Raw genomic sequence first — 13,345 nt, 5'->3', positions numbered from 1 at the left:
GTCCCCGCGGCGTCTGCCTTTCACGGCGCATGCGCCAGCGCGATCGCGTCGGCAGCTTCCTCGCAACGATCCACAAGCGTGCTGGTCGCCACGCGAATATGATTGCTGGGCAGGACGGAGAATTTGCTGCCCGGATTGACGGCGATATTGCGTGCGGCGAGCGTCACCATCGCGAATGGTTCGGAGACGACGGGCACCCACAGGCACAGGCCCTGGCCTGGCGGTATCGCCATTCCCCGTTCGCAGAGTGCGTCGGCAAGAGCGTCGCGCCTCTGCTGATAGATCGCGCGCGCCTCGCCGATGAGCCGCCAGGTTGCGGGATCGCGCAACAGCCAGGCGGCGGCACTCTGCAGGATGCGGCTGGTCCAGCCGGCGCTGAAGGAACGGTAGGACTGGATCTGGTCGACGATCGGCGCGGAGCTCGACAGGACGGCGAGACGCAGATCCGGACCGAGGCTTTTCGAGAGTGAGACGATATGGATCGTCCGCTCCGCAAATCGGCCACCCAGCGAATGCGGAGGCGCTGCCGACACGTCGCCGACGCCATCGTCCTCGATGACAAGCGTATCGCTGCCTTCCAGCACATCTCCGAGTTGATCGAGGCGGGATGCACTGACCGTCGTGCCGGTCACGGAATGCAGCCGCGGCTGGAACAGGAAGGCCGCCGGCCGTTGCTGCAACGCCTCGCGCAGCGAATCCGGCAAGGGGCCGTCGCCGTCGCAGGCGACGGGGATGATTTTTACCCCGAGATCTTCCAGGATATCGAGCAGCCGCATCGCGGTCGGATGTTCGATCGCGACCGACGAACCCGGAGAGACCAGCGCATGCAACACCGTATAGACGGCGTTGTAGCCGCCATTGGTGGCCAGAAAGGCTTCCGCCTCATAGGGCCATCGCACAGAAACGGCGTCCTTCAGCTCCGGCACGATACGACTGCGCTCATAGCTGTTGAGGTCGGCGGCTGACGCGCCATAGGCCATTGCTTCGGAAAGGCGGGGAAGAAGTGCAGCATCCGGCCCGGCCAAGGTGAGGTCGAGCACACCAGCGGCATAATTTCCCGAACTCGCAAGACGCTCCGGCCTGGCGACAAAGCGGTCGCCGCTGACCCAGGTGCCGTTGCGCCCCCGGCCGCTGATGATCTTCTGCCGCCGCAATTCGCTCCAGGCCTGGGAGATCGTCGCTGGGCTGACACGCAATTCGTAGGCGATATCGCGAATCGCCGGCATGCGCGTGCCGACCGGCAGGGCACCGGCGCGGATCAGTGCACTCGTTTCGAGGGCAATCCCCCGCATGCTGCGATCGGCTATTTTTTCGGCAAACCAGGAGGCTTCGATCGTATCGCCCATTTTTCTCTCACTTTAAATGTTCAATAACGTAATAACATTTGTACTCATCATTTTGAACATTTAATTTCCCGCTCGTCGAGCCATTTCAGTGAGTTTTTGCATGCCTGTGACGCTTCGCATCGCCCTAAGAGACTGGGATTACATGACGCCGCTTGTTCTCGGCGATGTCAGTTCGTCCCGTCTCGACATCAAAGTGGATCGCGTCGGCACGCTGGTCTCCAGCCTTGGCGATGACCAGGCTCATGACGCCGCGGAAATGTCCTTCAGCCGCTATTCGCAGATGCGTCATGACGGCGATGATCGGATATTCGGCATGCCGAACTTCATCATGCGCGGCTTCCGCCATCGCTGCATCATCACCGCCAAGGGCAGCCCGATCCGCACGCTGTCCGATTTGGCCGGCAAGAAGATCGGGGTGACTGGCTGGCGCGATTCCGGAAATACATGGACCCGGGCCGCGCTGCGCCGCGAAGGCGTCGGAGTCGAGGATGCCATGTGGTATGCCGGACGCCTGACGGAGGCCCATCCGATCGCCGACCGGCTCGATGGTTTTGGACGGCCCGGCCGCATCGAGGCGGTCCCCGGCGAGCGCCCGATGGTCGATCTCTTGCTGGATGGCGGGCTGGATGCCGTCTTCACGCCTTTCATGCCGAAGGGTTTTTTCGAGCAGGAATCGCCCCTGCGCCAAGTGCTGGATGATTTCCGCGCCGCTGAAGTCGCCTACTTCCACGAGGTCGGTTACGTCCCGGGCATGCATCTGATCGGCTTCAAGGCTGATATCGTCAGGGAGCATCCCTGGATCATGGATGAACTCAGCGGGCTGATCGACGAGTCCCAGCGTCTCTGGCTGGAGAAGCGTGAGAAATATGCCGACACCACGCCCTGGATGATCGACGAATTGCGCCGCTGCGCGGCCGACCTGCCGCCGAACTGGAACGTCAGCGGGTTTGCCGAGAACGAGGCGATGATCGCCGACTTTGCCGAGGAACTTTACGAACAGAAGATCATGCCGCGCCGTTTGACGCCCGCCGAGCTGTTTCCGTGGCACGCCAAGGCCCGGTGAACGAGGCCAGCGAAACTCCCTCACAGGCCTCGACGTTGAATTAACATTTTCGCAAAACCAAAAAAGGGGAATGACATGCATTCGAAACTGATCGCTTCCGCCGCCCTGATGGGCTTGATGATGACGACGTCGGTCTTCGCCGAGGAGTCCGCCGTCGCCAAGCAGACCGTCAACGACGCGCTTCGCGCTCGCCTGCCGGAGAAGATCCGCACGGACGGCAAGATGATCTCCGTCAACAACGGTTCTTTTCCTCCCTATGAGATCGTCACCGGCACGGAACTGACCGGCGCCAGCGCCGATCTGACCGATGCGATCGGCCAGATGCTCGGCGTCACGATCGAGCACGAAACTGTCAGCGGACTGACCGCATTGCTCGCCGGCATCAATTCCGGCCGATACCAGTTCGCCTTCGGTCCGATCGGTGACTTCAAGACCCGTGAAGAGGCCAATGACTTCGTCGACTGGGTTCAGGAATACGTGGTCTTCTCCGTCCAGAAAGGCAATCCGAAGGCCATCGCTTCGCTCGACAGCGCCTGCGGCAATCGCATCGCCGTCATGGCCGGCGGCTCCGCCGAAAAGGTGATCCAGGCTCAGGTCGAAAAGTGCAAGACGGCGGGCAAGCCAGCGCCCGAAGTGCAGTCCTATACCGACCAGCCGAGCTCGATCCTGGCGGTCCGCTCCAAACGCGCCGATGCCTTCTTCTCGTCGCAGGCACCGTTGACCTATTTCGTGTCTCAGGCAAACGGCCAGCTGGAACTGAGCGGCGTCGGCCAGAAGAACGGCTTCGACGACCTCTATCAGGGCGCCGTCGTGCCGAAAGGCTCGCCGCTCGGCCCCGTTTTGCTCGACTCGATCAAGGCGTTGATGGATAACGGCACCTATGCCGCCATCATGAAGAAGTGGGGTCTTGAGAACAACATGATCAAGCAGCCCGGCCTCAATCTTGGTGGAGCCCTGCCGAAATGAGCAATCACGGCGTGACTGCCGCATCGCCTTCGGGCGGTGCGGACTTCCGGGATGTTGCCCACGCCCACAAGCCCTTTCGAACGGGTCGGCTCGTCCTATGGATGGCCGTGATCCTCATTGCCGCGAACTTCCTGTGGATCGTCGCCCATAACGAGAATTTCGGCTGGCCCGTCGTCGCGGCCTATTTCTTCGATCCGACTGTCATCAGCGGCCTCTATGTCAGCCTGGGTCTGACTGTGATCGCCATGGCCATCGGCATCGTTCTCGGCCTCGGGCTGGCAATCGCCCGGCTGTCGAACGACCGGCTCGCAAAGTCGCTGGCATCGCTGTTCATCTGGTTCTTTCGCGGCACGCCGCTCTTGGTGCAACTGATCTTCTGGTACAATCTCTCGACCCTTTTTCCTGAACTTTCGATCGCCATTCCGTTCGGCCCGACGCTGGCGAGCTGGGAGACCAATTCGGTGATCACGCCGATGACGGCGGCGATCGTCGGTCTTGCCTTGAACGAAGCGGCCTATATGGCCGAGATCATTCGCGGCGGCCTGCTCTCGGTCGATCGCGGCCAGTTCGAGACGGCGGAAGCCTTCGGCATGACCAAGGGCAGGGCGCTGTGGCGGATCATCATTCCGCAGGCGATGCGCTCGATCGTGCCGCCGACGGGCAACCAGCTGATCAGCATGATCAAGGCGACCTCGCTCGTCAGCGTCATCGCCATGGCCGATCTGCTCTATTCCGTCCAGTCGATCTACAATCGCACCTTCGAGATCGTGCCGATGCTGCTTGTCGCGGTCCTCTGGTACCTGTTCATCACCTCGATCCTCAATCTCGGCCAGAGCTATATCGAGGCCTATTACGGCCGCAGCGAACGGCGCAACAATGCCGTCGCCGCCAAATCCGAGACCCTTGTCGAGGAGGCAAGCCATTGACCGCCGCCGCGATTGCAAAGCCGCTCGTCAGAGCCCGCAACGTCCACAAGTCCTTCGACCAGCTCGAAGTGCTGAAGGGGATCGACCTCGACGTCATGCCGGGTGAAGTCGTCGTCGTGCTCGGCCCGTCCGGCTCGGGAAAATCGACCTTCCTGCGCTGCATCAACCATCTCGAAGCGATCAATAAAGGGTTCATCGAAGTCGATGGCGAACAGATCGGCTATCGCCTGCGCAAGGACCGGCTGGAAAAGCTGTCCAGCAACAGGATCGCTCATCAGCGGCGCAAGATCGGCATGGTGTTCCAGCAGTTCAATCTCTATCCGCATATGACGGTGCTGCAGAACATCATCGAGGCCCCGGTCGGCGTGCACGGAGAAAGCCGCAAGGCCGCGACCGAGAACGCCATGCGGCTTTTGGAGCGGGTCGGCCTGTCGGAAAAGGCGGGGAGCTATCCCCGCCAGCTCTCCGGCGGTCAGCAGCAGCGCGTCGCCATCGCCCGCGCGCTTGCGATCAAGCCGAAGCTGATGCTGTTCGACGAACCCACCTCTGCGCTCGACCCGGAGCTCGTCGGCGAAGTCCTGTCCACCATGCGCGATCTCGCCAAACAGGGCCTGACCATGATCGTCGTTACCCACGAGATCGGTTTCGCCCGCGAGGCGGCCGATCGGGTGGTGTTCATGGACGGCGGCAATGTCGTCGAGATGGGCAAGCCAGAGGATGTCATCGGCAATCCGCAACATCCCCGGACCCAGGCCTTTCTCGCCCGTTTTCTCTGAGCGATGTCAGTCGGTTGCTTCGACCCTCGGGCCGGAGCAACGGTTCTTTCGATCAATACTGGATGTTTTCATGCCCACGCTCGACAATGCCTATGCCCGCCTTTCCGATTTCGAAGCCATGGAAGCGCAGTTGAAGGCGACCCGCCAGTACCTGCATGCCCATCCGGAACTCTCCTTCGAAGAGGCGGAAACGGCGCGTTATGTCGCAGAAAAGCTGGAAGGCTGGGGTTATGATGTGACCCGCAATGTCGGTGGCCATGGCGTCGTCGCGCGGCTCAGCGCCGGCCGGGGTAACAAGGGCATCGCCATTCGCGCCGATATGGATGCATTGCCGATCATCGAGGCAACCGGACTTCCCTATGCCAGCAGCACGCCCGGCAAGATGCATGCCTGCGGCCATGACGGCCACACCACTGTGCTGCTTGGGGCGGCCGAATATCTTGCCCGCACCCGTCGCTTCAACGGCACGGTGACGCTGATTTTCCAGCCGGCGGAAGAGGCGGGCAAGAATAGCGGCGCCCAGGCGATGATCGCCGACGGCCTGTTCGAGCGGTTTCCGTTCGACGCCATCTTCGGCCTGCACAATCATCCTGGTGCTCCCGAAGGCACCATCCTGCTGCGATCCGGCCCGATGATGGCGGCGTCCGATACCGTCGAGATTACCATCAAGGGCAAGGGCGGCCATGCCTCACGGCCGCACCTGACCATCGATCCGGTGGTCGTGGCGTGCAACCTCGTCGTCTCGCTGCAGACGATCATCTCGCGCAACCTGGATCCAACCCAGACGGCGGTCATCACCGTCGGCACCATCCATGCCGGCGATGCCGTCAACGTCATTCCGGAATATGCCAAGCTCGCCTTGAGCGTGCGCTCCTTCGAACCTGGCATTCGCGATCTCTTACAGGAGCGCATCACCAAGCTTGCCCACTCGGTGGCCGAGGGTCACGGTGCTTTGATCGAGATCGACTATGATCGCGGCAATCCTGTCGTCGTCAACTCGCCTGCCGAGACGGATTTTGCCCGCATCGTCGCGGCCGAACTGATCGGCGAAGACAAGGTCGCGACCTGCCCGCTCATTCCCGGCAGCGAGGATTTTTCACACTTTCTCGAGCATAAGCCGGGCAGCTTCCTGCGCCTCGGCAACGGCATGAATTCCGCCATCCTGCATAGTGCCAAATATGACTTCGCCGATGCCAGCCTGACGGTCGGTGCGGCAATGTGGGCAAGGCTCGCGGAGCGTTACCTCCGGGACGACACCTGAAATCCCGGCTGCCCAGCTTTTACGGCGTCCCATTTGGAGCTTGCACTTTTTTGTAGCGCGAAAGGATTTCCTAGTCCTTTTTCATGCGAGAACATCCCTTCAGGATCTCTCGTCGCAATCCAGGATGCGCAGCATGATTGCCAACTATCACGACGCCGGACTCGACTTGTCCTGCGATCTCGAATTTTACGCCCTGATGGCGGAAAGCTTCGAACGAAGCGTCGGACGCCGCCTGGCGCCGGAGGGCCAAGGGGCCGAATGGCTTTACCACACGTCGCCGGCCGTAGTCCTTGCTCACAACACCGAAGCCGATCCACGCTTCATCTACGCCAACCGTGCGGCCCAGGCCTGCTTTGAATATTCATGGGACGAGTTCATCACTTTGCCGTCGCGTCTTTCCGCAGAGGCGCCGGACCGTGCGGAGCGCGAGAGATTGCTGAATGCCGTGGCAGCCAACGGCTTTATCGCCGACTACCGCGGACTTCGCATCGCCAAGTCAGGGCGGCGTTTCTATATCGAGAAAGCCATCGTCTGGAATCTCGTCGACCGCAACGGACGCCGTCACGGTCAGGCGGCAACGTTCGATTCCTGGCAGGACGAGCAGGTGAGCTGAGCGCTGGTGGTGTTCGACCAGGTTCCTCAACGCCGGCATTCCGTCGCTGTTGGCAGCTGACAATAGCGGACAAGGGACGGTGGCGGCTGGGCAATGCGATGTCGTATATCGCTGAGAGTTAGACAAGCATTGGATAACAGTGCGTTTGTCCAGGATAAGCTTGCCTCGCCAGTTATCGGGAGGCATGGTCTGTCCCTGAACAACGGAATCACGACACTGCGGGCGAAGCCCTTGGCCATGCTGGGAAGCTCGCGGCACATCGTAGACATGGCTGGCTAATGTTTTCCTTTCTGCACAGTTCGGACCTTCATATTGGCAAGCGATTTGGCAATCTTCCGGAGGATTTGAGAGGGCGCCTGCGTGAGGCCCGGCATGGCGTGATCACCAGGCTTGCCAATGCGGCGCGAGAGCATGGGGCGGGCGTTGTCCTGCTGGCGGGCGATACATTCGATACCGAGACGCCGACACCCGCCGTGCTTCGGCAGGCGCTTGGCGAGATGGCCCGGAATACGCCGCTGCGCTGGGTCCTGCTTCCGGGCAATCACGATTCGCTGCTGGCGGACCAGCTCTGGAGCGCGGCGCGCGGCGTGTTGCCCGACAATGTCACTCTGGCGACGGAAGCAGCACCCCTTGCGCTTGGACCTGACGTCGTCCTGCTGCCGGCGCCTTGCACGACCAGGAGGCCGGGCCGCGACCTGACCGAATGGATGACCGGTGCCGACACGCCGGACGGCGCTATCCGCATCGGCCTCGCCCATGGCCCGATCCAGGAATTTTCGGAGGATGCCACGGCCACGAACGTGATTGCGCCGAACCGCGCGGCGTTGGCCGGCCTCGACTATATGGCGCTTGGCGATTGGCACGGATTGGTGGCGGTGGACGCCAGAACATATTACAGCGGCGCTCCCGAGCCGGACCGTTTCAAGCATGACCGGCCAGGGCAGGCGATGGTCGTTTCCATTGCCGGACAGGGGGCGATGCCGACAACGACGGCGGTGACGACCGCCAGCTTTTCCTGGCAGACATTGCAGCTTCCGCTGCTGGCATCGGAAGACGGTGTTGAAGCGCTGAAGGCCGCATTGCCGGAACCGTTCGCGCGGCGACAAACCCTGTTGCGCGTCGCGCTGTCCGGCCGTGCCCGGTTGAACGGGCGGACGGCAATGATCAGCCTGCTGGAGCAGGTCGCGCCGGAATTTGCACATCTGGAGATCGATACCGACCTCCTAGGGACCGATTGCGAGAGCGATGATCTCGAGACCATCGACCGAGCCGGTGCGCTGCGCGATGCTGCGGACTTGCTGCTTGCCGAAAGCCTCGACGAGGCCCGTTCCGGCGACGACAGGACCGTGGCGCGTCAAGCATTAATCCGGCTGTTTTCTTATTGCGAGGCGATCGATCGATGAAACTGACCGCCCTTCGCCTCCACAATGTCAAACGCTTTGCCGGCCGCGGCATATCAGTCGAAGGAATCACCGACGGCGTCAATGTGCTGAGCGCCGCCAACGAACATGGCAAATCAACCTGTTTCGAGGCGCTGCATGCCCTGTTTTTCCAGCCGCACAGCGGCACGCCAAAGAACGTGCAGATGCTGCGTCCCTATAGCGGCGGCAATCCGATCGTCGAGGCCGATATCACGATCGACGCCGGCCGCTACCGCCTGACCAAGCAATTCTATGGCGGACGGCGCGCCAGCGTCACCGATCTCGGCAGCGGTCGGCTCGTCGCTCAGGCCGACGAAGCCGAGGCTTTCATCGGCGATCTCATTTCCGGTGGAACCTCCGGCCCGGCAGGCCTGCTCTGGGTGCGCCAGGGCGTCACCGGCATCGAAAATCGCAGCAAGAGTGAGGAAGAAAACGACAAGCGGGTGCGCGAAAGCCTGCTGTCGTCGGTGCAGGGCGAAGTGGAGGCGCTGACCGGCGGACGGCGCATGTCGGCGGTGCTTGAAGCCTGTGAGGAAGAACTCAATCGCCTGGTCACCGCGACGCTCCGGCCGAAGACCGGAGGCCGCTTTGCCGCCGCTCTCGAGGAGCGTGACCGGCTGCAGGAGGAGGAGGCGCGGCTGGCCAAGGAGGTGGAGATGCTGCACGGCGCGCTCGACCGCCGCCGCTCAGTGCAGGCGAGACTGAACGAGTTGGAAAATCCGGACGAGGAGGCCGGCCGGAAGGCGGCTATTTCCAATGCCGAGGCGGTGCTCGAAGCCGCCAAGCTGCACGAGAGGGAACTCAAGGCGCTCGATGCCGAGGCTGCCTTGGCCGCCAGCCGCCGCGAGGAGGCGCAGCAGGCATATGAGCGCTTCCAGGCCGCATTGAACCGCAGCGGCGAACTCGCGCGGCGTTTCGCCTTGGCGGCGAACGAGCTTTCCAATGCAGCCGAGCGACGCACGGCATCGCTTGTTGAAAGCGAGGCCGCAACGGCGGAGGTGCAGGCGGCCGAAGAAGACGAGCGGGTCAACCGCGAATTACTCGCGCGGCTGGAGGCGGCACTGCGTTCGCGCCACGCCGCCGAGCGTCTGGCCGAGGTTCGTCTGCGTCTCGAACAGGCGGAAGCGGCGCGGCAGCAGATCGAGGACGGGGAGGCGGCGCATGCATTGCTCGCCATTCCAGCCGATGGGATCGAACGGCTCGAAGCGCTGGATCTCAAGATCGTTGGACTGCGCGCAGCCGCCGAAGTCGACCTTCCCACGCTCCGGATCGACTACCTGAAAGACGCCTCCGGATCGGTGAGCATGGACCACCAGCCTTTGCCTGGGGGCGAGGATAGGAGCTTTGCCGGAATGGCGAGGCTCGACATAGCAGGCGTCGGCACCCTGACCATTCATTCCAGCCGGCAGGTTGAGCAGGACGGAGCGCTGGAGACCGCGCAATCCGCCCGCCAAACATTGCTTGCCAAGCTCGGTGTCGACAGTCTGCTCGCGGCGCGGCAGCGCGACATTGCCGCGCGGAGCAAACACGAGGAGCTGGTGCGGGCGCGCCAGCGGCTCGCCGATCTCGCCCCGAAGGGCATCGACGCCCTTCACCTCGACGCCGCCCGATTTGCCGAACTCAGCCAGGGTCCGATCGAACTCGACGCCGACCCGGAAGAGGTGCGCGCCCGTCTCGCGGATGCGACGCGGCGCATCGAACTGGCGCGGAACCGGGCGCGGGAGGCATCGGTGATGCGCACCGAGGCCGGCGAGGCGATATTGCGCGCGCAGACAGAGCACGCCAGGCTTGGTCAGGAACTCGAGGCCATCGAGGCGATCATCGGTCCCGAAGCCGGCCGAAATGCCGTGCAACAGGACCTTGCCGTAAAATTGTCCAGCGCCAAAGAGCGGTTCGATGCGGTCGAGCTCCGGGCCGGACCTTTGCGCCGGACAGCGCGGGACCTCGCAGGCGCAGAGGCCGCCCTTGCCCGGGCGCGCTCGGTTGCCGACGCCGCAGGACGCGAAATTGCCAGGCTTCGCGAGGAGCTTGCCGATCTCGGCGGTCAGATCCGCACCCGCTCGGACAGCGCGGTAGAAGAAAACTGGTTGGAAAGCCGGGATTTGCTTGCAGCGGCGCGCGAGCAGGTGAAGCGTTTCGAGACGGAGGTCGGCGTGCTCGATCGCCTGCGCAAGGCGCTGACGGCGACGCGGGCGGCGGCGCGCGACCTCTATCTCAAGCCGATCATGAACGAACTCGCCCCGCTGCTCGGCCTGCTGTTCGACGATATCTCGATCACCTTCGACGGCGACACGCTGCTACCGCAGATCGTGCGCCGCAACGGCCAGGACGAGGATGTCGATCGGTTGAGCGGCGGCATGCGGGAGCAGCTCTCGGTGCTGACCCGCCTTGCATTCGCCCGGCTGCTTGCCCGCGACGGCCGGCCGGCGCCTGTCATCCTCGACGATGCGCTTGTTTATTCCGACGACGACCGGATCGAGCGGATGTTCGATGCGCTGCACCGCCAATCGCGCGACCAGCAGATCCTCGTCTTCTCCTGTCGCCAACGCGCCTTCGCCAAGCTTGGCGGAAACGTGCTGACCATGCAGCCATGGCAGCCGGATTGATCTAGATCGATGCTCAGGTAACGCCGACGCGTCGCTCAAGCCACAGATAGGCGGCAGCCGTCCAGGAAAAGCCGAGGCCACCGCAGCCTTGGCCGGTGACCGGGTCGAAATATTCTGCAAAACCTTCCGTTTCGATCGCTGTGATCGTGGATCGCCGCAGCTTTTCGGCGACAGCCGTGTGGCCGTTGCGCTTCAATCCGTCGATCAGAAGCCAGTTGATGATTGCCCAGGCGGGACCGCGCCAGTAACGCTTCGGCTCCCAGCTGGCGATGCCCGGCTTCGTCGTCGGAAAGGCGACCTTGAGATCCTTCGACCAGGCCTTCATTTCCGCAACCAGCGCGTCGGCAATCTGCTTGTCGAGATCCAGTGAGAGGAGGGGGATGAAACCGGCTTGCGTCGCCGCTTCGACATCTTCTCCCGAGATCAAGTCTTGCGAGACGAAGCGCGCGAGGTCCGGCCGCCATTGGGCCATGATCGCCTTGCGAGTGCGGTTGTTGAAGGCAGCGGTCTCGATCGCGTCCTCGGTCCGGTCGAACAGCCGGGCAAGGTGCTCGAGGTCTTCGCCGGCCTTGAGCAGGATAGCGGTCGTCTGGATCTCGGCGACCTTGAAGGACGCCTTTTCCCATTGTTTCGCCGGATCCCAGCCGCAGGCGGCATAGGTATCGACCAGATGAATGAAGCGGCGGTAATCCTCGTCACGCGGACGCATGTCGGCATCGACATGGCCGGTATCCTTGCGCACGACAGGGGTATCGGTGGTGGTGGGTACACGAGCGAGCGCGATGTCCCAGGCGGGAGAATTGTCGCTGCCGCTTTCCCAGGGATGCAGCAGCGCGACCAAGCCGGTGCCATCGGGATCGCGGGCGGAATACCACCAGCGATGCCATTTCAGCGCCGCTTCGTAAAGTGGCAGGGTACGGGCTTCGGCACCCTTGCCGGCGGCTTCATGCAGCTTGCGCAGTGCGATCGCGAAGACCGGCGGCTGGGTTATGCCGGAGGTCGCGATCGTGTGCTTCGTGCGCCAGACATCCGGTCCAGGAAAATAGGTTTCGCTTGGGGCGTGGAAGACGATATGCGGGATCATCCCGTCCGCCCACTGGCCCTCGACCAGCCGCTCCAGCTCGCGATAGGCGCGGTCGGTGTCGTAGAGCGCGAAGCCCATGGCGACGAAGGCGGAATCCCAGTTCCACTGGAAAGGGTAGAGCCGGTCGGTCGGCACCGTATAGCCGCCGCGATCGTTGGCGGCGAGGATGCGCTTGGCTTGGTCGACATGCATGTTCATTTCGGGAACTCCGGTATTCTCAGGCCAAGACGGCCGGAAACGACTTGCCGCTTTCGGGCGAAAGCCAGGTGATGCGCTTCTGGTCGAGCTTCAGGCCAATCGTCTCGCCGCTCTTCACGGTTTCCGAGGCCGGCAGGATGACGCGGACCGGCTGATCGTGGATCGAACCGGTCAGAAGCAGATGCGAGCCCATCGGCTCGGCAACGCGCACTCTCATTTCGAGACCCTGCGGCAACGGCGCGAGTTCGACGGCCTCGCCACGCAGGCCAAGGATGACTTCATTGCCGGATTCCCCAGGCGCTGCAAACTGCTCGGACCCTGCCGCCACCTGGCCGTTCGAAACCGGCACCTTGATGAAGTTCATCGGCGGATTGCCGATAAAACCGCCGACAAAACGTGTTGCCGGGTGATTGTAGATCTCGACCGGATGGCCGACCTGTTCGACCACGCCGCCATGCATGACGGCGATGCGGTCGGAAAGGCCCATGGCTTCCGTCTGGTCGTGGGTGACGTAGATCGTCGTGGTCCCCGCCGATTGCAGCACGGTCTTGAGTTCCGTGCGCATTTCGAGGCGGAGCAGCGCATCGAGGTTCGAAAGCGGCTCGTCCATCAGGAGAACCTTCGGTTCGACGGCAAGGGCACGAGCGACCGCGACGCGCTGGCGCTGGCCGCCGGAAAGCTTGTTCGGGTAGCGGTCGAGATATTGCTCGATATGCAACAGGCCGGCGGCCTTTTCGACCTGCGCCTTCACCCTGGTGTCGTCGGCCTTCTGCATCCGCAGCCCGAAGGCGACGTTCTCATAGACCGTCATATGCGGAAAGACGGCGTAGTTCTGGAAGACCATCGCCAGGCCGCGATCCTTAGGCGGTAGACCGATCACCGACTTGTCGCCGATACGGACATCGCCTGATGTTGCGGTCTCGAGGCCGGCGATGATGCGCAGCAGCGTGGTCTTGCCGCAGCCGGACGGACCGAGCAGCGAGACGAATTCGCCGTCGTTGATCGTCAGCGAGACCTCTTTCAGCGCCTGGAAGGCTCCGAAGCTTTTGCGGATGCGGTCGATGACAATATTGGCCATGTCGATG

Annotated in this window: 11 protein-coding genes; 8 read left to right on the top strand and 3 right to left on the bottom strand. The window is 62.8% G+C overall.

What is annotated here, in order from left to right; translation table 11 throughout:
- Positions 1 to 20 precede the first annotated feature (20 nt).
- Complete coding sequence (locus tag EEQ99_RS00850) at positions 21 to 1,346, bottom strand: aminotransferase-like domain-containing protein (RefSeq protein WP_127429871.1); 1,326 nt, start codon at positions 1,344 to 1,346, stop codon at positions 21 to 23.
- Positions 1,347 to 1,446: 100 nt separating this feature from the next.
- Between EEQ99_RS00850 and EEQ99_RS00845 the strand changes: the two genes are divergently transcribed.
- From EEQ99_RS00845 to EEQ99_RS00810, 8 genes are all read left to right on the top strand, one after another.
- Complete coding sequence (locus tag EEQ99_RS00845; protein ID WP_127429870.1) at positions 1,447 to 2,409, top strand: nitrate ABC transporter substrate-binding protein; 963 nt, start codon at positions 1,447 to 1,449, stop codon at positions 2,407 to 2,409.
- A 75-nt stretch (positions 2,410 to 2,484) separates the two neighbouring features.
- Entirely contained in the window at positions 2,485 to 3,375 is an 891-nt protein-coding gene (locus EEQ99_RS00840) for an ABC transporter substrate-binding protein (RefSeq protein ID WP_047612092.1), read from the top strand.
- The gene (locus tag EEQ99_RS00835) at positions 3,372 to 4,301 is read left to right on the top strand and encodes an amino acid ABC transporter permease (protein ID WP_127429869.1); all 930 of its coding nucleotides are present in this window, start codon (positions 3,372 to 3,374) and stop codon (positions 4,299 to 4,301) included. The genes EEQ99_RS00840 and EEQ99_RS00835 overlap by 4 nt, the downstream gene beginning before the upstream one ends.
- The gene (locus EEQ99_RS00830; RefSeq protein ID WP_028757324.1) at positions 4,298 to 5,077 is read left to right on the top strand and encodes an amino acid ABC transporter ATP-binding protein; all 780 of its coding nucleotides are present in this window, start codon (positions 4,298 to 4,300) and stop codon (positions 5,075 to 5,077) included. The genes EEQ99_RS00835 and EEQ99_RS00830 overlap by 4 nt, the downstream gene beginning before the upstream one ends.
- Positions 5,078 to 5,147: 70 nt before the next feature.
- The gene (locus tag EEQ99_RS00825; RefSeq protein WP_127429868.1) at positions 5,148 to 6,338 is read left to right on the top strand and encodes a M20 aminoacylase family protein; all 1,191 of its coding nucleotides are present in this window, start codon (positions 5,148 to 5,150) and stop codon (positions 6,336 to 6,338) included.
- 133 nt (positions 6,339 to 6,471) lie between these two features.
- A complete protein-coding gene (locus EEQ99_RS00820; RefSeq protein ID WP_164735881.1) occupies positions 6,472 to 6,951 on the top strand; it encodes an MEKHLA domain-containing protein in 480 nt (159 codons plus the stop codon).
- A 278-nt stretch (positions 6,952 to 7,229) separates the two neighbouring features.
- Positions 7,230 to 8,354 (top strand): metallophosphoesterase family protein, encoded by a 1,125-nt coding sequence (locus tag EEQ99_RS00815; protein ID WP_127429867.1) that lies wholly within the window; start codon positions 7,230 to 7,232, stop codon positions 8,352 to 8,354.
- Positions 8,351 to 10,978, top strand: a complete 2,628-nt coding sequence (locus tag EEQ99_RS00810; protein WP_127429866.1) for an AAA family ATPase — start codon at positions 8,351 to 8,353, stop codon at positions 10,976 to 10,978. Before EEQ99_RS00815 ends, EEQ99_RS00810 begins: the two co-directional genes overlap by 4 nt.
- 13 nt (positions 10,979 to 10,991) lie before the next feature.
- On the opposite strand, the gene EEQ99_RS00805 is transcribed toward EEQ99_RS00810, so the two are convergent.
- Positions 10,992 to 12,260, bottom strand: a complete 1,269-nt coding sequence (locus tag EEQ99_RS00805) for an MGH1-like glycoside hydrolase domain-containing protein (protein WP_127429865.1) — start codon at positions 12,258 to 12,260, stop codon at positions 10,992 to 10,994.
- 19 nt (positions 12,261 to 12,279) lie between these two features.
- The gene (locus EEQ99_RS00800) at positions 12,280 to 13,338 is read right to left on the bottom strand and encodes an ABC transporter ATP-binding protein (protein ID WP_047612080.1); all 1,059 of its coding nucleotides are present in this window, start codon (positions 13,336 to 13,338) and stop codon (positions 12,280 to 12,282) included.
- Positions 13,339 to 13,345: the final 7 nt, after the last annotated feature.

Source organism: Rhizobium anhuiense (assembly GCF_003985145.1).
Taxonomy (GTDB): Bacteria; Pseudomonadota; Alphaproteobacteria; order Rhizobiales; family Rhizobiaceae; genus Rhizobium; species Rhizobium anhuiense.
Note: the sequence above shows the minus strand (reverse complement) of the source record. Positions and strands in the feature narration are given on the sequence as shown.